Origin of the sequence: Pseudomonas abyssi, assembly GCF_002307495.1 — a bacterium.
In the GTDB taxonomy this organism is placed as follows: Bacteria; Pseudomonadota; Gammaproteobacteria; order Pseudomonadales; family Pseudomonadaceae; genus Halopseudomonas; species Halopseudomonas abyssi.
This window is the reverse complement of sequence record NZ_NTMR01000028.1, coordinates 15,449-35,991: the sequence shown is the minus strand read 5'-3', so window position 1 is coordinate 35,991 and position 20,543 is coordinate 15,449. Positions and strand designations below refer to the sequence as shown.

20 protein-coding genes are annotated in these 20,543 nt (G+C 53.7%); 13 read left to right on the top strand and 7 right to left on the bottom strand.

Annotation, left to right across the window (positions count from 1 at the left end; genetic code table 11):
• Window positions 1–126: 126 nt before the first annotated feature.
• Genes CNQ84_RS17755 through CNQ84_RS17745 form a run of 3 tightly spaced genes read right to left on the bottom strand, consistent with a single transcriptional unit; the run spans window position 127 to window position 2,997 of the window.
• Complete coding sequence (locus tag CNQ84_RS17755; protein WP_096006163.1) at window positions 127–1,362, bottom strand: NAD(P)/FAD-dependent oxidoreductase; 1,236 nt, start codon at window positions 1,360–1,362, stop codon at window positions 127–129.
• A gap of 15 nt (window positions 1,363–1,377) precedes the next feature.
• Entirely contained in the window at window positions 1,378–1,698 is a 321-nt protein-coding gene (locus tag CNQ84_RS17750; RefSeq protein ID WP_092287643.1) for a 2Fe-2S iron-sulfur cluster-binding protein, read from the bottom strand.
• 27 nt (window positions 1,699–1,725) lie between these two features.
• On the bottom strand, window positions 1,726–2,997 hold the full coding sequence (locus tag CNQ84_RS17745) for an MFS transporter (RefSeq protein ID WP_096006162.1): 1,272 nt from the start codon (window positions 2,995–2,997) through the stop codon (window positions 1,726–1,728).
• Between the two features lie 170 nt (window positions 2,998–3,167).
• On the opposite strand from CNQ84_RS17745, the gene CNQ84_RS17740 reads away from it, so the two are divergent.
• The 7 genes from CNQ84_RS17740 to CNQ84_RS17710 all read left to right on the top strand — a co-directional run bounded on the left by CNQ84_RS17740 (window position 3,168) and on the right by CNQ84_RS17710 (window position 10,529).
• A complete protein-coding gene (locus CNQ84_RS17740; protein ID WP_096006161.1) occupies window positions 3,168–4,817 on the top strand; it encodes a methyl-accepting chemotaxis protein in 1,650 nt (549 codons plus the stop codon).
• Window positions 4,818–5,063: 246 nt separating this feature from the next.
• Window positions 5,064–5,285 (top strand): ferredoxin, encoded by a 222-nt coding sequence (locus CNQ84_RS17735; RefSeq protein ID WP_092287646.1) that lies wholly within the window; start codon window positions 5,064–5,066, stop codon window positions 5,283–5,285.
• Between the two features lie 35 nt (window positions 5,286–5,320).
• A complete protein-coding gene (locus tag CNQ84_RS17730) occupies window positions 5,321–6,079 on the top strand; it encodes an SDR family NAD(P)-dependent oxidoreductase (protein ID WP_096006160.1) in 759 nt (252 codons plus the stop codon).
• Window positions 6,080–6,144: 65 nt separating this feature from the next.
• On the top strand, window positions 6,145–7,086 hold the full coding sequence (locus CNQ84_RS17725; RefSeq protein WP_096006159.1) for a VOC family protein: 942 nt from the start codon (window positions 6,145–6,147) through the stop codon (window positions 7,084–7,086).
• A gap of 5 nt (window positions 7,087–7,091) precedes the next feature.
• The gene (locus tag CNQ84_RS17720) at window positions 7,092–7,982 is read left to right on the top strand and encodes a fumarylacetoacetate hydrolase family protein (RefSeq protein ID WP_096006158.1); all 891 of its coding nucleotides are present in this window, start codon (window positions 7,092–7,094) and stop codon (window positions 7,980–7,982) included.
• Window positions 7,983–8,030: 48 nt separating this feature from the next.
• Complete coding sequence (locus tag CNQ84_RS17715) at window positions 8,031–9,626, top strand: MFS transporter (RefSeq protein WP_228247548.1); 1,596 nt, start codon at window positions 8,031–8,033, stop codon at window positions 9,624–9,626.
• A gap of 129 nt (window positions 9,627–9,755) precedes the next feature.
• Window positions 9,756–10,529, top strand: coding sequence for an IclR family transcriptional regulator (locus CNQ84_RS17710; protein WP_096006157.1), 774 nt, complete (start codon window positions 9,756–9,758; stop codon window positions 10,527–10,529).
• 11 nt (window positions 10,530–10,540) lie between these two features.
• On the opposite strand, the gene CNQ84_RS17705 is transcribed toward CNQ84_RS17710, so the two are convergent.
• Both CNQ84_RS17705 and CNQ84_RS17700 read right to left on the bottom strand, forming a co-directional pair.
• Window positions 10,541–11,731: a thiolase family protein gene (locus CNQ84_RS17705; protein ID WP_096006156.1), complete on the bottom strand. Its 1,191-nt coding sequence runs from the start codon at window positions 11,729–11,731 to the stop codon at window positions 10,541–10,543.
• A gap of 2 nt (window positions 11,732–11,733) precedes the next feature.
• On the bottom strand, window positions 11,734–12,126 hold the full coding sequence (locus tag CNQ84_RS17700) for a Zn-ribbon domain-containing OB-fold protein (RefSeq protein ID WP_096006155.1): 393 nt from the start codon (window positions 12,124–12,126) through the stop codon (window positions 11,734–11,736).
• Between the two features lie 134 nt (window positions 12,127–12,260).
• On the opposite strand from CNQ84_RS17700, the gene CNQ84_RS17695 reads away from it, so the two are divergent.
• The 4 genes from CNQ84_RS17695 to CNQ84_RS17680 all read left to right on the top strand — a co-directional run bounded on the left by CNQ84_RS17695 (window position 12,261) and on the right by CNQ84_RS17680 (window position 16,106).
• The gene (locus CNQ84_RS17695; RefSeq protein WP_096006154.1) at window positions 12,261–12,962 is read left to right on the top strand and encodes an SDR family NAD(P)-dependent oxidoreductase; all 702 of its coding nucleotides are present in this window, start codon (window positions 12,261–12,263) and stop codon (window positions 12,960–12,962) included.
• Between the two features lie 30 nt (window positions 12,963–12,992).
• A complete protein-coding gene (locus CNQ84_RS17690) occupies window positions 12,993–13,979 on the top strand; it encodes a fumarylacetoacetate hydrolase family protein (protein ID WP_096006153.1) in 987 nt (328 codons plus the stop codon).
• A 135-nt stretch (window positions 13,980–14,114) separates the two neighbouring features.
• Entirely contained in the window at window positions 14,115–15,512 is a 1,398-nt protein-coding gene (locus CNQ84_RS17685; protein ID WP_096006152.1) for an aromatic ring-hydroxylating dioxygenase subunit alpha, read from the top strand.
• Window positions 15,513–15,545: 33 nt separating this feature from the next.
• Entirely contained in the window at window positions 15,546–16,106 is a 561-nt protein-coding gene (locus tag CNQ84_RS17680) for an aromatic-ring-hydroxylating dioxygenase subunit beta (RefSeq protein WP_096006151.1), read from the top strand.
• A 177-nt stretch (window positions 16,107–16,283) separates the two neighbouring features.
• Here CNQ84_RS17680 and CNQ84_RS17675 read toward each other — a convergent pair whose 3' ends face one another.
• Complete coding sequence (locus tag CNQ84_RS17675; protein WP_096006150.1) at window positions 16,284–17,018, bottom strand: DUF2889 domain-containing protein; 735 nt, start codon at window positions 17,016–17,018, stop codon at window positions 16,284–16,286.
• A 105-nt stretch (window positions 17,019–17,123) separates the two neighbouring features.
• Here CNQ84_RS17675 and CNQ84_RS17670 point away from each other — a divergent pair, with 105 nt between their 5' ends.
• Window positions 17,124–17,924: an SDR family NAD(P)-dependent oxidoreductase gene (locus CNQ84_RS17670; protein WP_096006149.1), complete on the top strand. Its 801-nt coding sequence runs from the start codon at window positions 17,124–17,126 to the stop codon at window positions 17,922–17,924.
• Between the two features lie 62 nt (window positions 17,925–17,986).
• Here CNQ84_RS17670 and CNQ84_RS17665 read toward each other — a convergent pair whose 3' ends face one another.
• Complete coding sequence (locus CNQ84_RS17665; protein ID WP_096006148.1) at window positions 17,987–19,618, bottom strand: ATP-dependent acyl-CoA ligase; 1,632 nt, start codon at window positions 19,616–19,618, stop codon at window positions 17,987–17,989.
• Between the two features lie 250 nt (window positions 19,619–19,868).
• On the opposite strand from CNQ84_RS17665, the gene CNQ84_RS17660 reads away from it, so the two are divergent.
• Window positions 19,869–20,501, top strand: a complete 633-nt coding sequence (locus CNQ84_RS17660; protein WP_228247557.1) for a TetR/AcrR family transcriptional regulator — start codon at window positions 19,869–19,871, stop codon at window positions 20,499–20,501.
• Window positions 20,502–20,543: the final 42 nt, after the last annotated feature.

Sequence of the window (20,543 nt, the reverse complement as noted above, 5' to 3'; positions counted from 1 at the left end):
GTTCAGTCAGGCGCCGTGTCGGTTTCAAGAGTGGGTATTGTTTTTTGCTAGCGAGACAGCTGGTGGGGGACGTTAAAAAAGCCCCCTCAAGCCCAGCAGACTATCGGGGGCTACACGATCAACTTGTTATGTACGGTGTGCTATTTCCCAGGCTTTGAGATCGAAGCCCGGGGTGCTGGCCTCACTGATGGTGAGTTCGGCTGGACGAGAAAGCAGTTTCTTCCCGGCCATGTGATCACTTGGCCGGTTGCAGGACTCAACCGCAATCAGGTGATCCTTGCGGAAGCAGAGCACGGAAAACTGTTGCGAACTCGGGTCGCCTAACGTGACGGTGGTGTCGAAGCCGGTAGACAAGCCAACGATCTGCAGCTTGAGATTCCCCTGATCGGTCCAGAACCAAGGCGTGGCGATGAACGGCGACGGTTTCCCGAGCAGTCTTGCTGCAACGCTCCGGGCCTGATCCATAGCGTTGGGCACGGATTCTATGCGGGTGTGTTCGCCGTTGTTGTGTATGCACGGGAAGCATGCCACATCGCCAATAGCGGAAATATGGGGATCGTTGGTTAAGAGGTTGGCATCGACCTTAATACCATTGTCAATCTCAAGGCCAGCCTCGGCTGCCAAGGTGATGTTCGGGATGATGCCGATGCCATACACCACAAGGTCAGCCGGCAACTCTTCGCCGTTCTCCTTCACCACGCCGGTTACTTTTCCGTTGGCATGGGTTATTCGGCTGACGCCTTGATTGAAGTGAAATTTTACCCCCCAGCTTTGGTGCGCATTGAGGAACAATGCCGACATTTCATGGGAGATTGCGCGCGCCATGAGGCGGTCTCCGCGGTCAACCAGTTGGACTGATTTTCCCAATGCCGCAGCGACAGCGGCAAACTCCAGTCCGATAAATCCGCAGCCCACTACAACTACGTTACTCGCCGCGCTCATTCGGGGGGAGAGCGCATCGGCATCAGCCAGGGTTTTTATTCCATACACCCCCTCAACATCATCCCCGGGGATGGATAACAACCTGTTGTGACCGCCCGTGGCAAGAATCAAATGATCGTAATCAACGCTGTTGCCATTGGCCAGCACCACATTTTGGTTCTGGCGGTCTATCTCGACCGCACGCGTATGCAACAGCTCGATATTCTGCTCGCTGAAAAAGGTGGCCGGGCGAAATGCCAGATTGTCCGCCTTTATCTTGCCCAGCAGGTAGGCTTTTGATAGTGGCGGGCGCTGGTAAGGCAGGCCGGGTTCATCGCCTATAAGAGTGATGGCTCCGGTGTACCCGCCTTGTCGCAGAGAAGCTGCGACCTGAAAGCCGGCCTGGCCTGCGCCGACAATCACTACTGAAGAAATCGACATGTTTGCTCTCGCTGCTCAGTATTGAGATTCTGGGAGCCGCAGGATCATCCCTTCCATATTGGCGCTCACCGTCAGTTGGCAGGTGAGTCGGCTATTTGCCTGACGCTCGCTTGCGTACTCAAGCATGTCCGACTCTGACTCCTGTAGCTCTGGCATGCCCGATAGCCAAGCATCATCCACAAACGCATGGCAAGTAGCGCAACTGCAGGCACCGCCGCAGTCGCCTTGAATACCGGGAACCATGGCAGCCAGCGCCGCCTGCATAACAGACTGTCCTATCTCAGCGTTTACTTGATGCTCTGTACCATTGTGTTCAATGAGCGTGATGGTGGGCATGAGTGCTCTCCTGTTATTTTTTTGCAGTTATCGGGAAAAAGCCCCGGTAGTCCTGAAGGTGGGTGCGCGACCCAGTGTGAGAATTAATAAGGGGCCGAGGACAGTACAAGCTACGCTGTAAATCAGCATCGATGAGTAGGAGCCTGTTGCGCTCAGGAATGCTGCAAATAGCAAGGGCGCTAGTGCTGCGGCGACGGTATTCAGCCCTTGATGAACGCCAAACAGGCGCCCGTACTCCTTCATGCCGAAATAACGGGCGACTAGAAATGCGGCGATATCAAACTCGGCACCTGCACCGAAACCCACTAGTACAGCGGCAAATGCCATCAGCCAAAAGTCATTGCTTTCGCCGAGAAACAGTAGGCAGCCAACGGCTGGCATGGATAGGCTGATGGCGGATACCAGCGGCGGCCATACACGGTCCAGCAGATACCCGATAAGTATCCGGCCGGCCGTCAGTGATACGCCAAAGCAGCCAAATATCAGGCCGGCGTTCTCTGCCGAAATACCCTTGTCACGAAGCATGGGAACAGTGCTGGTAACCAATCCGACGATGGCAGATATAACTAGGCTCAACGCGAGATTGCAGATCCAGAACTTTCTAGATGCCAAACCTTCAGCAAATGTCAGGCCCGGCAATTGATTCGTATCCAGACGGCCCGCCTTTTCTTCTGCGCTTACCTTCAAGCCTTGCGGCAGAGAAAACCAAAAAAGCGTTATCGGTAACAGCACCGCCAAGTTCAGCAGGGCGAGAATGACGAAGGCTGCGCGCCAGTCCCATAAGCCAATACCCCAGGACATTAAAGGTGGAACCACAGCAGCAGTGAGGCCGGTACCTGAAAGTCCGATGGCGAGCGCGAGACCGCGATTCTTGTCGAACCACATGTTCAAGAGCTGGGTCCAGGTGACCGCGAGACAGCCCATGCCCAACAAGGGGAGTAGTGCGAAGGCTAGATAGAGAGTCCAAACAGAGCCGCCGATCTGTGTGGTCGCCAGGTACCCGAAAGCAATGGCTACAAGCGAGATAATGGTAACGCGCTTCATGCCGAAACGGAGGTTGAACCAGCCGACCAATTGCAGCGATATAACCGCGCCGCCGAACAAGAACGTAATAGCCGCTTGCATTGCTCCACGCTCCCAGCCAAAGGCTTCTTGAAGAGGGATGACCAGGGTGCCGAAGCCGTATAGAAGAGACGCATTGATACTGATGGCGATGCCGATTAACGAAAGAATCAAGACTCGCCATCCGCTGCGGAACTCCGCTAGATCAATCGCTGCTTCGCTGTTGGGTGCATGCATGGGACGGCCTTTCATTGTTTTTATGAGTGCTGCTTAAGAAAATTCTGAGTTTCTGTTCTGCATAAAGAATGTGTTGCTGATGTCAGAATATTTGATCTAGTCTGCTGTGTCTATCCGATCATTGTAAGATTTGAACACAAAAACAATAAGTGACTAAAGGAAAACGTTGTATGCGATGGCTCAGTAGCTTTTCCATGGGTGCCAAGCTCCTTTTTGCTCCTGCCCTCATTGTGGTTTTACTCATTGCTGTCTCTGCGATTGCGTACGACGGTGTCGCCCGTCAGCAGGGAGTGCTGCGTGAGGTCGAAGAGGTTCGCTTCCACCAGTACCAGCGCGCACTAGACATCGCGGCGGCTTCTCAGGCGGCTATGGTGGGTTCCTACGCGGCGGTGGTTCAGTTGATCCAGACCGAAGGCAGCGCGTCGCAGGAGGAAATGCAGTTTTATGTAGAGGATATGCGAGCCAGTGTTCATGACATGAGTACTGGAATCGAGCGTGGCATGGCTGACAGTGCGGCTTTTAGTGAAGAAGAGCAGACGCTTTACCAAACCATGGGAGAGCAGGCCAAGGTCTTTGCGCAAGGAGTCGACGATCTGGCTGAAGCGGCGTTGACGTCACCTTACCAGGCGCCCTCATTGTTGGGTTATGTGCGTGCGGATTATACCCGTCTGCAAGGCCTGCTTTCTCGCATGCTTGTACTCCAGGAAGAGTTGTCTGCGCAGGCTTTTGCTACAGCAAACATGACAGCTGCATCGGTGACCAGGGCGCTTGCGATCGCCGTTGTTATTGCCATTGTCTTGGCTCTGCTGGTTGGGTTGTTGATGCGCTATCAGCTGCTGCGCTCGATCAAAGCCATAGAGCGAGCGGCGGTGAAGCTCAAGGATGGCGATCTGACTCATAGAGTGGAAGTGATAGGACGTGATGAAATCGCACAGACAGCGGTGGCTTTCAATGCGCTGATTACCAGTTTGCAGACGGCTGTAGAGCAGGTTAAGCGTGTTGCCGACTCTGTGGGAGCCTCGGCAGAGGAGTTGGTGGTTACTTCCAACCATGTCGCCGTTGGTGCGAATGAACAGGCCAGTGCCGCCGTTCAAGCATCCTCCACCGTCGAGCAGATGAGCCAGGGCATCGAATCTATTTCCTCCCACGCGGAAGGTTTGCGCAATTCAGCAGCGGATAGTTTGAAAGGTGCGGAAGAGGGGCGGTCCGCACTCAATCGGTTGCTTGATGAGATTCTGCGAGTCAGGCAAGCATTCCATGCGATTACGGCCTCGGTAGGGGACTTTGTCGCCAGCACCACCGCCATTACTGACAGTATCAACCGGGTCAAGGAGCTTTCGGCACAAACGAATTTGCTGGCGCTCAATGCGGCGATAGAGGCGGCGCGTGCAGGGGAGAGCGGTCGTGGATTCAGCGTGGTGGCCGATGAAGTAAGGAATCTAGCCCAGCGCTCTGCGGTCGCGGCCAACTCGATTAATGAGCTGACGGGGGCACTGGAAGGGCAGTCTGCCAGCGTTAGTGTGGTTCTGGGCGAGGGTGCTTCTGCCCTTGATAGCAGTCAGGAGTTACTAGAAGAGCTGGAAAAGGTGCTGCTGGAAGCCACGCGACTGGTGGGTGCCTCGAGCACCGGCGTCAGTGAGATTGCCGCTGCGGTGCAGGTCCAGAATGAGGGTAGCAAGGACATTTCCCTGGGTATTGAGCGTATCGCGAAGATGGCTGAGGAGGGGGACCAGATTTCGCACCAGGTCTCCGCTTCTGTTGCTTCGCTGCGTGTGATCGCAGAAGAACTTGCTCTATCAGTGAGGCACTTCAGAACCTGAAGGCCGAAAAAACCAGTTGTTTGGTCTGGGTAGAGAGTGCGCGGTAAAAGTTGCACATTAATTTCATGGTTCGGCTATTCAACGGGTTTGGCTGTATCTGTCTGAAAATAAAGGATTAATTTTAGTTATTTTGCGAAGGTTAAGCGATATTTTAGGCTTTTTTACTAATGGTAAAACTCAAAAATTTACAAAAGAGAAAAATTTGTTCATTATTTGTCTTCGCTGAGCCTGACAAGAGGAAAAAATATGAGTTCAGATAAGGTTATTTTTCGCGCTGTAGCGGATCGTGGCCGCTGCTGTGGCTATGGTTTGTGTGCTTCCATTTGCCCGGAAGTATACAAATTGGACGGTGATGGGTTGGTTTACTTCGACGACGACAAAGTCCCGCCGGAGTTGGAAGAGGCGGCCCGAGAAGGCGCAGAAGCTTGTCCTGCCGAGGCAATCTGGTTGGAAGAAATCCAGAGCTAACAACCGCTCACCTGAATACCATGGAGTCAAGCATTATGAAACGCTTTGAAGGTAAGGTCGTATTGATCAGCGGTACTGGCGGCGGGCAGGGCCGGGTAGCTGCGCTGAGGTTTGCACGTGAAGGCGCTATCGTCGTCGGTTGTGACACAAACAGTGAGGAGCACGCCAAGACCGCTCAATTGATGGAAGCGGAGGGTTATTCACTGCATGGCAGTGCGCCAATCGATCTGGGCGACCACGAGCAAGTGCGCGGTTGGGTGGAAAGTGCGGTTGCCGCTCACGGCAAGATCGACGTCCTATACAACAACGCTTCGGCAGCGCGTTTCGCTCCAGTGCAGGACATGAGTATAGAAGACTGGCATTTCACCATCCGCAACGAGGTCGACCTTATTTTCTATGCAACCAAGTATGCATGGAACCACTTGGCCAAGCAGAAAGGCGTGATTATCAACGTGTCTTCAACCGCGGCCTGGGGAGGATCTAAAGTGGCGGGTATCTCCGCCCATTCTGCGGCTAAGGGTGCAGTGGTGTCTTTCACTCGTCAGATCGCTGTGGAAGGTGCGCCCTTGGGGATTCGAGCCGTCTGTCTCAGCCCTGGATTTATTGCCACCCCGGGAACGGCGGCTTTCATGGAAAACCCTCAGGCCAGAGCCGCACTGCTTGATGGTGTGCTGATGGATCGCCCTGGTGAGCCGGAAGAGGTTGTCGCAATGGCTCTGTTTATTGCCTCGGAAGAAGCATCCTTCATCACCGGGTCAGATATCGTTATTGACGGTGGTTTGCTGGCAATCTGATCAGTCAATCGCGCTATGCGATAACCATTACGATCGCTGCCGACACAAAACATGAGGTAAAGAGCATGGATATTATTGGCATTGGCTATCTGGGCTTTGAAGCTACGGACTTGGATGCATGGCGTGACTATGGTCCGTCAGTGATGGGGTTCGGGATGAGCAAAAATCCTGATGGCGATCCCGATTCGGTTTATTTCCGTATAGATGACCGGCGTCATCGCTTTGCCTTTCACCCAGGTGATGTGGACCGTCTGGCCTATATCGGCTGGGAAGCGAAAGGTCGTATGGAGTACAAGCAAGCCTTGGCGCGTTTCCGTGAGGAAGGGGTCGATTTTGAAGTTGGCGATCAGGCGCTGTGTGAAATGCGCGGCGTCAAAGAGTTAATTCGATTTTTTGATCCAGTCGGGTTTCAGCACGAATTATTCTATGGACAAAAGTGGACGCCGGACTCCTTTGTGCCTGGTCGGCGACATGGTGGATTCCTCGCCAACCATCGGGGGTTGGGTCATGTCGTGTTAATGGCCCCTGAGTACTCTGATGAGTTGGAGCACTTTCTTATCAATATCATGGGCTTTCATTGGTACGGATCTGGCGCAGGTAAGGGGCGCACGGGCTTTTTCCGCTCCAAACTGAACACTTACACCAGCCATGACATTGCGTATGGTCACGCGCCGGGCCGTATGGGAATACAGCACATTGGTTTATTCGTAAGCAGTATCAGGGATGTAGGTGAAACCTACGATCTCGTCAAAAAGCGTGAGCTGCCAATGATGATGACGCTGGGGCAACATGCGCAAGATCCCCATGTATCTTTCTACCACTTCACGCCCTCTGGTTTTGCTTTTGAGTGCATAGGCGAGATTGAGCCGTGGCACGATGATGGCTTTGAGCTAAATCCTGAGGTGATGAGTGTTTGGGGGCATGAAATTGTAGGCCCGATACTTGGGCCAAGTGTCAAAACACCTGAAGAGGTTCGTGATCCGGCTTTTAGCAAGAAGAAAGGCTAAGCCGCTTGCATCTCGCTCGTATTCAAGACCTGTACGGGCGTACCGGCTGGGCCTCACTCGACCTTGAGACAGGACAGGCTTGGTGGATACTTGGATGTTTTACCGAGTGGGCTGAGAAGCTGACGCGGTGCCAAGCCAGAGCGCCCGCGGTGGATGAGATGCCTGTTCAACCAGGACGCTATACGCTTTTGGCGCCTGCTGAATCAGGAGCTCGCGTTTTTGGCGTAGGCCTGAATTACCGGACGCATCTTGAGCGACTTGGTAGCTCTGAGCCAAATCATCCGCTGTCTTATATCAAACCCGAGTCCGCACTGGTCCCGCATCTGGGTGAAATTCTTTATCCCGCGGTGACACAAGAGCTTGACTACGAAATAGAACTGGTCGCGGTAGTGGGTAGACCGCTTGAGGATGAAGCAAACGCGGTGTCATGTCTATTGGGTTACACCATTGGCAATGATGTGAGTGCGCGAGACGCTGGCAGGGCGCTGGGGAGACTAGATCTTTTTACTCAAAAAGCGCTGGATCAGACAACACCTCTCGGACCCTGGTTAACCTTGAGAGCCGAGGCTGGTGGGGATAGGCAGCCGGAACTGGACATGCAGCTCTCAGTAAATGGTGAAGTCCGGCAGCAGGACAACACAAGAGAGATGATCTTTTCCCTGGCCGAGATTCTGAACTACCTGGATGCCCGTGTGAAGCTGCGTGCGGGAGATGTTGTTTTTACCGGCTCTACCCATGGGGTAGGTCTGGAGTCGGGTATTTTTCTTCAACCGGGAGACCGAATCGAGGCAACGATTCAGGGTATAGGCACGCTAATAAACCAGGTCGGTCCACGCAGGCAATTAGCGGCGTCCAGGCGTCGGGGTCGCTTGGGGTTCCCCTCAGATCGTGGGTGAAAAAAATCGCGTGTTTGTAAATGTCGTGCTGCGTCCTGAGGGGGTGGTTTGATCAATCGGAAGTCTCCCTGGTATCCGCTGACGCTAGCAAGGTTTCGGCCCTTCTGGACTGCAGGGGCGGTAACCAATCTCGCAATCTGGATGCAGACGGTGGGGGCTGCCTGGATCATGGCGGGCTTATCGGATAGCGCCTGGATGGTCTCTCTAGTGCAGACCGCAATTACCTTACCGGTTTTTTTGTGCGGCTTGCCAGGAGGGGTGATTGCAGATCTTGTTGATCGGCGTCGATGGCTCCTTTTTACTCAGTCATTGATGCTATTTGCGGCTTTCAGTCTATTTGCTCTTATGGTGTCAGGGTATTTGACGCCTTGGGCGCTACTTGGTTTGACCTTTCTGCTCGGCATTGGCAGCGCCCTTAATATGCCGGCTTGGATGGCTGCAACTTTAACCCTGATTCCCCGCGATGTGGTTCCCTCTGCGGTCGCCTTGAATGCGGTGTCAACCAATGTGGCCAGGGCGGTAGGGCCTGCGATTGCAGGGCTGTTGATTGCGGCGGTTGGGCAGTCGGCTGTGTTTTTCGTTATTGCCTTGTGTTTCTTCGGTGTTACGCTCTTTTTGCTGCGCTGGCAGGAGCAGCAACCGGTTGTCACCTTGCCTCCGGAGACCTTGTTCGGCGGAATGCGCAGTGGCCTGCGATATATACGCCACTCGCGAGAGTTGACCAGCTCGCTCACCCAGGTATTCGTATTCACCAGTTGTGCTAGTTCGCTTTGGGCTCTCTTGCCGTTAATAGCGAAGGAGCGCCTCTCAATGGCGGCCGATGGATACGGCTTGTTGATGGGCGCGTTGGGTTTGGGCGCTGTTTTGGCTGCGCTCAATTTGCCGCGGCTTTATCGTGACTTTACGCTGCGTAAACTGATAGCTGGCGGGGTGGCGTTTTTTGCGTTAGCTACGGCTGGAGCAGCACTGCTGGAATCGGTTTGGGCGGTATGGCCAGTTTTGGTGGCGGCAGGTATGGCCTGGATGGCAGTGAATGCTACAGCCTCAACGATCGTCCAGACTTGTGCTGCCGATTGGGTGCGCGCGCGGGTGGCCTCCGTTTACCTGTTGATGTATATGGGGGCGATGGCACTTGGCGGCTTCTTGTGGGGTGTTGTCGCGGAGGTTGCCGGCCTGCAGATGAGCCTACTGGTTTCCTCCGTCGCGATGCTAGCAGGGCTGTGGGTAACCCGACGGGGTGTCTTCGTGTTGGGCAGTGAAGCGGACTATCGAGTCATTGCGCAGGCGGACAAGGTGATGGTCGCAACCGCGGTGGCGCATTCGGATGGTCCGGTTTCAGTAGAGACTGTCTACCGTGCGGTCCCTTCGATGCGTGCTGACTTCCTCCGTATCGCCTACGCGGTTGGTAAGTCACGCCGCCGTAACGGTGCCAGAAACTGGCGCCTGTATCGCGACTTGGCTGATCCGGATCGCTATGTGGAGCGTTTCATTGTCGAATCCTGGTTGGACTATCTTCGTCAACGCGAACGAGTGACGCAGGCAGATCGGCAGATTGAGCTCGGGCTGAGCGGTTATATTGATCCGGGAGTGGTGTCGACCCGGCGCTATATCTCCCAGAGTGCGCAGGACACTTCGGATAAGTGACTTGGCTTGATTCTGGGCAAAGTTTTCCAGTTAAAGGCGTATTCAAAAAACATATTCTTGATATAGAATAAATTGTTGGACCGCATAGAGTGCGGCCCATAATTTAGTTAGCTCAGGGAATATGATCAGATGCCAGCAGACGTCGCTCATGGAAATGCCCCGGTAACCGTTAAACCCGTTGTTAATGCCATACGTATATTGCGGCTCTTGAGTCAGGCGGGTAGGCCTGAGCGCGCGGTGGACATTGCGCGGCAGCTGGATATCAACCCAAGCACCTGTTTCAATATTCTGCGCACGTTGGCGGCGGAAGATATGGTTGAGTTCAATGCTATGTCCAAGCGATATTCTGCTGGGCTGGGTTTGGCTAGGCTCGTGGAGCAGTTTGTTACTCAAGGTCAGAAGATTCAGTTGGCCAAGCCGTTGCTTGAAAGCTTTGCTGCCAAGGTCCGCGTAACGGTAACGCTCTGGCGACGTATCGGTAATGATCGCATCGTTATTGTCAGCTCCGCGGCCTGCCCGACGGACGTGCGAATCGATATGAGTGAGGGGCAGCGCCTGCCCATAATGATGGGGGCGAGCGGAAGACTTTTCGCCTCGCAGCTAGATCTGGAGTCCGAGAGCTCGCGGGAAATTTTCGAGAAAATTCGCTGGGGAGCTCCGTTGTCTTACGACGATTACAAAAAGCAGGTCAGCGATGCCTCGCAACGCGGCTGGGCGCTGGATGATGGCTATTTCTCTATAGGTATCCTTGCAGTCGCAGCTCCAGTATTTTCGCCGAGTAATAGTATCGAGTTTACTGTTTCGGCGGTGATGTTCCGTGGGCAGCGTGATGAGGCCGGTATTGCCGAACTTGGCAGCATGTTGGGAGGCCTGTGTAGTGAACTGGAGTCTGTCCTTTTCTAGGCTTTCATGAGTCACTCTTTTACCAGCAGTAGGCTGCCACCGAGCGGGCCACCGCCGGCGGCAGTGACTGCGACCTGATGGTCTGCAATCTGTCGCTCTCCCGCCTTTCCCCATAATTGCAGACAGGCCTCATGCAAGTAGCCGAGCCCGTGGGTACGCCCTCCTGAGAGTTGGCCGCCGTTAGTATTGAGCGGCAGCTGGCCGGTCAGCGAAATCCGTTGCCCCCCCTCGATGAAGTTACCACTTTCTCCTCGTGGGCATAGTCCAAGAGCTTCAAGCCAGATCATGGTCAAAATGGAGAAGCCGTCATAAAGCTGTGCAGACTTCACGTCCTTGGGTTTTAGGTCTGTGCGGCTCCACATCATTTTACTCACATCGAATGCTGCGCCCTCAGTGAGTGATATTTGGTCCCATGACCAAGGCTGGTTCAGCGCGGCACCTATTGCCTCGATTCGAATGGGAGGGTTTTTTGTATCCCGGGCAGCGTCCTTGTGAGACAGAATAATTGCAGTGGAAGCGTCACAGTGTACGTCGCAGTCAAACATGCGTAAGGGCGATGAAATCATCCTTGATTGCATGTAGTCGTCCATGCTCATGGGCGAGCGATAAACCGCTTTTGGATTCAGCTGCGCATGCTTGCGACAGGTCAATGCTATCTGTGCAAGCTGCTCCGGCTTAGTTCCGTACTCATGGAAATGGCGCTGGGCATATATCGCCATCAAGTTCACTGCAGATAGGACGTTGAAGGGGGTATACCACTGCCAGGCAAAGCTGCTGTCGCGTCCAGCAGTCTTGTTGGTGAGCGCCGAAGCCTGTTTATTTATGAGGCGCGAGGATGACTCGGTGATGGTTCGAAATACCAACACGTGTTTGCAAAGGCCGCTCGTAATGGCCATCGCCCCGTTGATGACGCCGGCAAGTGGTCCGGGCCCTTCGTAGCCGCCACCAAACCAGTTTACTTCCAAGCCTAACGCGTTCTTTAGGGCGATGGGGCCGACGGGTGAGAAGCTGTCGCCATTGTTGTTGTCACCCGGCCAGCAGGCGATACCGTCGATATCGCCCCGCTCAAGGCCTGCATCAGCTATGGCCTGCAGGCAAGCATCCACTGTCAGGCGCATTCCCGACAGTTGGGAAGGGCGCCCCACCTCCGATTGGCCGATCCCGGTGATCGCGACCTCTTTCTCATAGAGTCTGGTCGACATACTTAGTCCTTAATAAAGAGCGGAATCCATACATCATCTTGCTGCTCGAAAACAACTCTCAGCGGCATGCCGATATAAATCTGCTCAACAGGTTCTTCAACGTTGCTGAGAAAACGCAGCCCGGGCTGTTCGGGCAGTTCGACAATCGCTATCGCAAAGGGCGCGGCTAGGTTTGGAGTCCAGGGTTGGTAATTGATCGTAAAACTTACGACTGTCGCCTTCCCGGACACTTCTTTAGGGCGGACTGAAAGGCTTGCGCATTTTGGACAGACAGGCCCGGGAGGGTGAAAGTAGCTGGTGCAGTCTTCGCACCAATGCATAAACAGGCGGTCCTGCTCCCCTCCTTGCCAGAAAGCGCGATTGTCTGCGGTCAGTGCGGGCAGCTTCCTGTGCATCTCGGTTGGTTCCTAAGTAATTACGGCGATGTAGCGAAGCGTATCATTTGTACATATATAAAAAAAGTGTTCTAATTTTCTAGGGGGCCGCCAATTAGGCCACCAATAACAATTAATAAGAGGAGAGCTGGAGCATGGCGCACCTATTAAAAGGCCGCTCGGTCGTGATTACCGGGGGGTTCGGCATCTTGGGCAGGGCTCTTGCAGTCTACCTTCTAGAGCAGGGTGCCCGAGTGGCTGCCTTAGACTTGAGCGCTGTCCCTGTAGATATCCAGGCGAGTGAAGACTTTCTTCCGCTGGGAGGTGTAGACCTGACCGACCCGGTGTCCGCGGGGGATGCTATGGCCCAGGTGTCGAGTGCGTTTGGCCAAATAGACTCGCTGGTCAACGTCGCTGGTGGTTTTGCTTGGGAACCCTTTGAAACCGGTGCTCTGGAAACCTGGGATCGGATGTATCAGATGAACGTCCGAACGACCGTTACTGCGACGCACGCAGCGCTTCCCCACTTGCTTACATCGGCTGATGGTCGGGTGGTCAGCATCAGTGCGGTCGCTGCCGGTAAGGCAGGTTTGGGGGTTTCAGCATACGCTGCTGCCAAGGCTGGTGTGTCTCGATTCACCGAGTCTCTAGCTGAAGAGTTGAAGGCGCGCAGCGTTACGGTGAACGCGGTTATGCCGAGCATTATTGATACCCCCGCTAATAGAGCTGATATGCCTGATGAGGATTTCTCAAGTTGGGTAGCTCCAAGTTCTCTAGCTGCAGTTATTGGGTTTCTCCTTTCGGATCAAGCGGCAGTCATTACCGGTGCCTGCCTCCCTGTGACCGGCAAGGTCTAGTTTCCAGACAACAATAAAAGGAAAGCTACCATGAGATTGGTTACCTTCGTGAATAGTGAGGGCCTGGAACTGCCAGGTGCATTGCTCGACAGCGATCAGGTGGTACTTGATCTTCAAGCGGCGCATCGTGAATGCAAAGGTGGTGCCTCGCCAGCGTTGCAGAGTGTCTTGAGTTTGGCGGAGTCGGGTGAGGCCGGCCTTGAGTTGGCACGCAGTGTAGTGGCTAAAGCGCCTGCTTCTGCGGTTGTTGCGCGGGATCAAGTACGTCTGCGAGCGCCAATCCAGCCCCCTCCCCAGATGCGCGACTTTTCCTGCTTTGAGCTGCACCTGCAGCAGTGTTTTGCCGCTGCCAGAAAGGGTCGTGCGATGCGGGCAGCTGACCCGGAAGCGGCACTGCGTGAGATGGATACCAGCGCAGATGACTCCGTCCTTAAAACCTTCAACCGTCAACCCATTTACTACAAGTGCAACCGCTTCGCGGTAGCGGGTATGGACGATGAGTTTCAGTGGCCATCGTACAGCAAGCTTTTGGATTTTGAGCTGGAGTTCGGTTGCTACATGGGCAAGCGAGGCAAAGACATAACGCGTGATCAGGCGCGGAGCTTCATCTTCGGTTACACCATTTTTAACGACCTCAGCGCGCGCGACGCCCAAGGTCGCGAGATGGGCGGGATGTTGGGGCCGGCGAAGGGCAAGGATTTCGATACTGCGAATGTGATGGGGCCGTGCCTGGTGACGGCCGATGAGCTTGGTGATCCCTACGATCTGAATATGATTGCCAGGGTGAATGGCGAGGAGTGGGGGCGAGGTAACACGAGAGATATGCGCTGGCAGTTCGAAGATGTAATTGCTCATGTGTCGCAGTCGGAAACCTTGTATCCAGGGGAATTCCTGGGGTCAGGGACTGTGGGTAATGGTTGTGGTTTGGAACAGCTGCGCTATCTCAAGCGAGGGGATGTGGTGGAGCTTGAGGTGGACGGTATTGGTGTATTACGTACACAGGTCGGACAAAAGTGATCACTCAGGGCGTATGGGAGTGGCTGAAACCCCGAGATACATAATTGTCCTTACATTTTATGTACATTTATTAAAAATTTGTTTATATTTTTCCCGACTGCGGCCAGCATCATTTCAAATACCCTGGAGGCGAGCATGCTAACAAAAACAAGCGCAGTGCTTTCTGATGGCACTAAGATATCCGACCTGATTTATCCTGATACGCGTGAAGTTCAGATGCGCGTACTGTCCGATCCAGAGATCTATGAGCTGGAGATGGAGAAGATCTTCGGCAAGACGTGGGTCATGCTGGGCCACGAATCCGAGATTCCTAACTCTGGTGACTTTATCGTTCGAGATATGGGATCCGACTCAGTTATCGTTGCGCGTGACAAGGCTGGTGAGGTTCACGTGACGTTGAACGTTTGCCCCCACCGTGGCATGCGTGTAGCTCTGACCGACTGCGGTAATACCCAAATCCACAAGTGCATTTATCACGGCTGGGCCTTCCGTACCAATGGTGACTTTGTCGGCTCACCAGTAGAGCGTGAGTGCATGCACGGGAAGCTACTTGAAAAGTCTGAACTAGGTCTGAAAAAGGCGCGTTCGGTTCTGTACGGCGGCTTGATATTTGCTACTTGGAACATCGAGGGCCCTTCTTTTGAGGAGTTTCTTGGTGATGCCAAGTGGTATTACGACATGCTCTTCCTGAGAAGCGACAAAGGCATGGAAGTGCTCGGGCCACCGCAACGGTTCATTGTCAATGCAAACTGGAAGACCGCAGGCGAGCAGTCAGCGGCAGATGGTTTTCATACGCTGACATTGCATCGTTGGCTGGGTGAGGTAGGTAACTACTCAAAGAAGGGTGAGGATGAGGGTGAGGGCGCAGACCTGAGCCCGGAAATGATCGGGGTCGAAGTAAGTTCTCCCCATGGTCACGCATTGCGTTGTATTGATCTCGCTCGCAAGATCCGCCGTCTAACGGGTCTAAATCCGGATGAGCTTAGTGTTCAGGAGAAGCTCAAAGCGCTGCCTCCGGCAGGCATGACTCAGGATATGATTGATCAGCTTGCCAACAATTTGTCCGAAGATCAGTTGAAGGTTCTGACCTCTATGCCACCCCAGGTCGGCGGTATGTTCCCTAACATTCTGTTCGGTTTCGTCTACATCCCACAGCCTGATGGTTCTGTAGTGGGATCCATGACGATGCATACCTACATTCCGCGCGGACCAAATAAGCTTGAATTCTGCAACTGGATTTTTGCCGAGAAGGATGCACCGACAGAGCTGCGGGAAAAAATGTTGAAACAGACAATTCAGCTGTTTGGCACTTCCGGCATGGTAGAGCAAGACGACTCTGACACCTGGCCGCACATGACGCTCGCCGCGAAAGGTGCAATGGGCAAGCATATGACGCTGAAGTATCAAGCGATGTTTGAAACAGGCGCCCCGGAAGGCTGGCCAGGGCCGGGCATTGTGAACGAAGGTTTCACCAAAGACGACACCCAGTGGCATTGGTGGTTGTACTGGAACGAATTGATGAACGCGGAATAACCTTCTCCATATCAATAAAAATAGGAGTCTCTTATGCAGCATGCTGAAGAAAAGAGCCTAGATATCAGTCAGGGATCTTACGTGCCCGTTGGTTCAGCTGAGTACAGTGCCGTTGTGACTTTCTTGTATGAGGAGGCCGCACTTCTGGACCAGTTACGCTTGAACGAGTGGGGGGATCGGCTGGCGACTGACCTCGTGTATACCGCGCCACTGCGTCACACTCGACTGGGTGTTGATCACGCACAGAGTTTTGTACGCAGCGTTCAGCATTTTCACGATGACTATCGCTCTGTGATGGGGCGTATCTTGCGCCTGTCCGGCAAGAGCGCATGGGCCGAAGACCCGCCGTCGCGCACTCGACGCCTAGTCACCAACGTCCTGGTTCGTGAAACTGAAAATCCCGACGAGCTGGACGTGACGAGCTATGTGCTGATGACACGCAGTCGCTTTAGTGAGCACCATGTTGACATCATCAGCTTCGAACGAAGAGATGTTCTGCGTAAGCAGGCGGATGGCGGATTCAAGCTCGCAAAACGAGAGGCGATCCTGGACCAATCAGTACTGGGCACAGCAAACCTCGCAGTGTTTTTGTAGTAAGAGTTGGGCTTTGGTTGTGGTCAGCAATCAAATGCCATGCGGGAAAAAGCCTGCCATTTGGCGGGCTTTTTTGTCTAGTTGTTCGATGTTGGTGGGGTTTTCAGTGCTGCACTTCGGCTTGTCGGCCTAATGTTCAGCCTACTCTTGACCGGATTGATGGTTAGTTGGAAGGGTTTAGCTGGCATTATCACCGTTAAGCCAAGCCTGATCTGTTGCGCATAAGAGCTCTTGTTGAGAACCAAAGTCGAGCGTTGAGCCAACCATCCTTCGCGCATGTTTAGCCCTTATCGGTTGCTGCGCGTAACATAAACCGGTTTCTGCTGCGTGTTCATTGGCATCAAGATCGTACTCTCTTCCGCGAGAGATGGTGGTACAGCGACGGAGGATCAGCGCCGCTTCGGCCTCTTCAGTTGACAGCGTTCGAATAGCCCAGCTAGCCATGCCGTGGTTGAGGTCTATTCCGGCATATGGACGGGGGGCGGTTATCTGAGTGCCTTGGGTCTTCCAGGCAAGATAAAGCTCGCCATTGCGCCACAGGCTGGGGCTGGTTGCGCCCAATAATCGTTGGGGAACTGCAATCTCATAGTGGCGCTGCTCTATGTTGGCCGCTGCAGCAGCGATTGCAAGGCCAGCTAAGTCCAGCAAGTGCGTGCATTGAAGTTTGGCGTCAGTTTGCCGGTTCACGCTGTGTGCGATGTCAGATAGTGGCATCCCTAGTAGCCCACGCAGCTGGTTGGCCGCAGATGGGCAAGCGTCGTAGGGGAAGCGAACTGCCCAGCCATTGATATCAGTCAGAATCTCGGAATTATGTCTGATGCTTACCCTGAAGTGATGAAAATCATCCTCAAGAGCGGCCCTGACTTCATGGGCGTTTTGAGCCTGGATTACTATGCGCCGCCTGAAAAGCATATTGATCTCACATTCTAGGTAGCAGGGAAATTGAGTGGAACTCTAGGTTATCGTGTAATAATATGAACATTAACAAAAAAAGTGTTTATTAAAAAGGCTGACGATATGGAACTGCTCAAGAATAAAGTTGCCCTGATCACCGGTTCTGGTGGCGGTATCGGCGAAGGTGTCGCACGTTACTTCGTTAAGCAGGGCGCTAGTGTTGTAGTCTCTGAGCTAAATGAAGGGCTCGGAGAGCGGGTGGCTGAAGACCTGCGCGCGCTTGGCGGTAACGCTGTTTTCGTTAAAACGGACGTGTCCAGCAAGGCCAGCATAGGAAACGCTATCGAAGCTGCGGCCAGGGAGTTTGGCGGCTTGGATGTGTTGGTAAATAATGCGTTTGCTCCCACGCCAAATGTCCTGTTTGAAGAAAAAACAGATGAAATGCTCGAGCAGACCCTGGGTACGACCGTCTGGGCTGCTTGGTGGGCAATGCGCGAAGCAATGCCTCTGATGAAAAAGCGTGGCGGCGGGTCAATTATCAACTTTTATTCAATTGATACTGAAATAGGTGCATGGCTGCATGCGGATTACAATACAGCCAAATCCGCCATTTTGGGCCTGACTCGCAGCGCTGCGTCTGAGTGGGGGCGATTCAACATCCGGGTAAATGCAATAGCTCCTACCGCTATGGGGGCAACCTTTCACAAGTTGGCCGCAGAACGCCCCGGTTTTGCCGAGATGTCAGCCTCGATGCGACCTTTGGGGCGCTGCGGTGAGCCGGAGGATGATATTGGGCCTGTGGTTGCTTTCCTCGCGTCAGAGATGGCCCGGTTCGTTACCGGAGAGGCGCTGCACGTTGATGGTGGCCTGCACTTGCCGGGATATAATTCGCGCCCGGCCAATGTACTGCCGAGAGAATATTAACGCCTAACAGCTTCAGGTTGAACCCGCATGCCTGCCTGGCAGGATGCGGGTTCAACCATCTCTTAACGTTTCTTGACTGTTATGTCGGTGTCTTCCAGATCCCAAGTTGCAGCTGTTTTCCCTTCGTCCCGCAGTTGATATTTGAGTACCCTGCCTTGGGGGTTTTTTGGCAAGTCTGTACGGAACTCGATGTAGCGAGGTAGTGCGTAGTAGGGAACGGAATCCGTAGCCCACTGGAAAAGGTCTTCCTCTTTGAGGGAGGCGTTTTCATGCAGGATTGCAGTTACTTTAACGTCATCCTCTCCTTTGTCTGACAGCACAGCATGTACTGCTACTTCAGCGATGGCAGGGTGCATGGCGAAGGCAGACTCCATTTCAAAACTGGAAATGTTTTCCCCTCTGCGGCGCAGGTAGTCTTTCTTGCGATCAACAAAAAAGAAAAAACCATCCTCGTCGAACTTGCCGATATCGCCAGTGTGATACCACATGTTCTTCATGACTTTCAGCGTTTCTTCGGGACGGCGCCAGTACCCCTGGAACATGATGTCTGGCCGCAGGGGGCGGACTACGATCTCTCCGGCCTGGTTGGCTGGCAGCTCGAAATCATTTTCATCAACAATGCGCACGTCAAAGTCGGGGATGCGCTTGCCGGAGGAGCCTGGTTTTGCGTACTCCCCGGCGGCCAGCGTAGTCACTACGCAGGCTTCGGTCAGGCCGTAGCCGTTACCCCCAACCAGAGGAGTGCCGAAACGAGATCGCCAGATCGATTTGGTTTCCTCCGTGTAGGGATTCCCGCGTGCTGTATGGATTTGTCCAAAACAGCGCTTCATCGCTTCATTGTCTGGAGCCTGGGCGAGCAATCCACCCATGCCGCCAAGAATGGATGCGATGGTGGCGCCGCTGCGCTCCACTTCCGGCCAGAAATTGGAGACCGAAAAGCGCGGAAGAATTGCCGCTCTCGCGCCCACCAGCATCGTGGCTATGATAGTCACGCAGAGCGCATTCATGTGAAATAAGGGCAGGGGCGTGATTGTTACGTCGGTTTCTGAAACAGGGCCTGCACGCAGCTGTAGTCGAGCAAGGTTGCACATGAAGTTATAGCTGATCATGCAGCCCTTTGAAGGCCCTGTGGTCCCTGAAGTATAGATGAGGCAGGCAAGGTCAGAAGCGGCTGGTCTAAACTCAATTGGGCTGTCGTTCTCGCCCCGGTGGTGGTCGAGAGGGGCAACAGGAACGGCGCACTCGCCGCTAGTGTTGAGTGCTCCTCTAACCAGGATTTGCTTAAGTGAAGTAAGCTGACTGCTGATAGCAGACACGCGCTCCAGATAAGCCTGCTCGCAGATGAGTAGAGGAGTGTCAGCATCGGCAATTTGATGTCGCAAAAACTCACCGCGTAGTGCGGTATTAATCGGCACGCTAACAGCACCGAGTTTGTTTACCGCAAGCCAGCAGACGACGGCGTCTACATTGTTATCCAGCATGCTGACGACGGTCTCACCTGGCTTAACACCTAGAGTGGCGAACGAGTGAGCTAGCTTGGTCGAAAGTAAATCAATATCTCTATAAGTGTGCAATTCTCCGCTGAAATCGAGAAATACCCGATCTGGATGGCTTGCTACTGCCCGGTCTAGTGCAGCGATGACAGTGTCTTGATCTCCGACATACCATGTATCAGGATTGCCAGTACCGCTCATGACTCATCTCCTTTCAGTACGGCTCAACGCGCGAGCCTGACGCTATTATTTTTGATAGAGAATTGAATTCTACATTGTATTTTTTGACCTGTCTCTACTGAGAGTTGAACAGAAAGTGCTTAATATGACCATATTTCGTGGTAGTATTGCTCCAATGAATGCTTTAAAGGGAGCTTGAGTGATGTTGGAAGAGTTTGAGGGAGGTAAGCCTGTAGAGGCTAAGGTGAGCGCCGTGAAAGGTAAGGCCGCTATGGGGGGCCGCAACGCACCAGCCGGCTCGAAGGCTCGGGCGGTTAAACCTAATCGACGCTCTGAAGAAACCATCAACGAAATACTTCAGGCTACCGAAGAAGTGGTTTTGAGCTCGGGTGCTGACCGTATTTCCATTTTGGACGTATGCAAAATTGCGGGCGTTTCGCGCGGAACCTTCTATCGCTATTTTTCATCCCAAGAAGATCTTCTGGATACTTTTTCAAGGCACAAGCGAGATAGTTTCCATCAGGTTCTGGTTAGCACCATAAGCGTAGTGGAGGATCCAGAGGCACGTTTGAATGCGCTGATCGCTTTTATCGACGACTATCTTGAGGAGAGTCGTGCTCAGCGTCTGCTGCGCGTTGCGCCCGAATACGCACTGGGCTTCTTTCGGCGTATTTTTCATGACTCCATATTGCGGTTTCAGGACACCTTGGACGTGGTGTTTGATGACTGGGATGCGAAGCTGGGTGTGAAGCTGGATCGAGAACTGATCTGCGAGATGATTATCAGGTACGTTCTAAGTGAAATCCTGGTTCCGGAAACCTCCGGGCGCAGGTTGTTGCCAGCGCGTGTGCGACGCCTGGTGGCTTCTTTAACCATGGGATCGACCTCAAGAACCCGACGTTAAGCCCGAGCTTCTTCGCGTTGTGCATGGGCCAGCAGGCAGTGG

What these genes read in the sequence shown, in the direction of transcription:
- CNQ84_RS17755 (WP_096006163.1), bottom strand. Translation starts at nt 1,362, where the DNA reads ATGTCGATTTCTTCAGTAGTGATTGTCGGCGCAGGCCAGGCCGGCTTT.
- CNQ84_RS17750 (WP_092287643.1), bottom strand. Translation starts at nt 1,698, where the DNA reads ATGCCCACCATCACGCTCATTGAACACAATGGTACAGAGCATCAAGTA.
- CNQ84_RS17745 (WP_096006162.1), bottom strand. Translation starts at nt 2,997, where the DNA reads ATGCATGCACCCAACAGCGAAGCAGCGATTGATCTAGCGGAGTTCCGC.
- CNQ84_RS17740 (WP_096006161.1), top strand. Translation starts at nt 3,168, where the DNA reads ATGCGATGGCTCAGTAGCTTTTCCATGGGTGCCAAGCTCCTTTTTGCT.
- CNQ84_RS17735 (WP_092287646.1), top strand. Translation starts at nt 5,064, where the DNA reads ATGAGTTCAGATAAGGTTATTTTTCGCGCTGTAGCGGATCGTGGCCGC.
- CNQ84_RS17730 (WP_096006160.1), top strand. Translation starts at nt 5,321, where the DNA reads ATGAAACGCTTTGAAGGTAAGGTCGTATTGATCAGCGGTACTGGCGGC.
- CNQ84_RS17725 (WP_096006159.1), top strand. Translation starts at nt 6,145, where the DNA reads ATGGATATTATTGGCATTGGCTATCTGGGCTTTGAAGCTACGGACTTG.
- CNQ84_RS17710 (WP_096006157.1), top strand. Translation starts at nt 9,756, where the DNA reads ATGCCAGCAGACGTCGCTCATGGAAATGCCCCGGTAACCGTTAAACCC.
- CNQ84_RS17705 (WP_096006156.1), bottom strand. Translation starts at nt 11,731, where the DNA reads ATGTCGACCAGACTCTATGAGAAAGAGGTCGCGATCACCGGGATCGGC.
- CNQ84_RS17700 (WP_096006155.1), bottom strand. Translation starts at nt 12,126, where the DNA reads ATGCACAGGAAGCTGCCCGCACTGACCGCAGACAATCGCGCTTTCTGG.
- CNQ84_RS17695 (WP_096006154.1), top strand. Translation starts at nt 12,261, where the DNA reads ATGGCGCACCTATTAAAAGGCCGCTCGGTCGTGATTACCGGGGGGTTC.
- CNQ84_RS17690 (WP_096006153.1), top strand. Translation starts at nt 12,993, where the DNA reads ATGAGATTGGTTACCTTCGTGAATAGTGAGGGCCTGGAACTGCCAGGT.
- CNQ84_RS17685 (WP_096006152.1), top strand. Translation starts at nt 14,115, where the DNA reads ATGCTAACAAAAACAAGCGCAGTGCTTTCTGATGGCACTAAGATATCC.
- CNQ84_RS17680 (WP_096006151.1), top strand. Translation starts at nt 15,546, where the DNA reads ATGCAGCATGCTGAAGAAAAGAGCCTAGATATCAGTCAGGGATCTTAC.
- CNQ84_RS17675 (WP_096006150.1), bottom strand. Translation starts at nt 17,018, where the DNA reads ATGCTTTTCAGGCGGCGCATAGTAATCCAGGCTCAAAACGCCCATGAA.
- CNQ84_RS17670 (WP_096006149.1), top strand. Translation starts at nt 17,124, where the DNA reads ATGGAACTGCTCAAGAATAAAGTTGCCCTGATCACCGGTTCTGGTGGC.
- CNQ84_RS17665 (WP_096006148.1), bottom strand. Translation starts at nt 19,618, where the DNA reads ATGAGCGGTACTGGCAATCCTGATACATGGTATGTCGGAGATCAAGAC.
- CNQ84_RS17660 (WP_228247557.1), top strand. Translation starts at nt 19,869, where the DNA reads ATGGGGGGCCGCAACGCACCAGCCGGCTCGAAGGCTCGGGCGGTTAAA.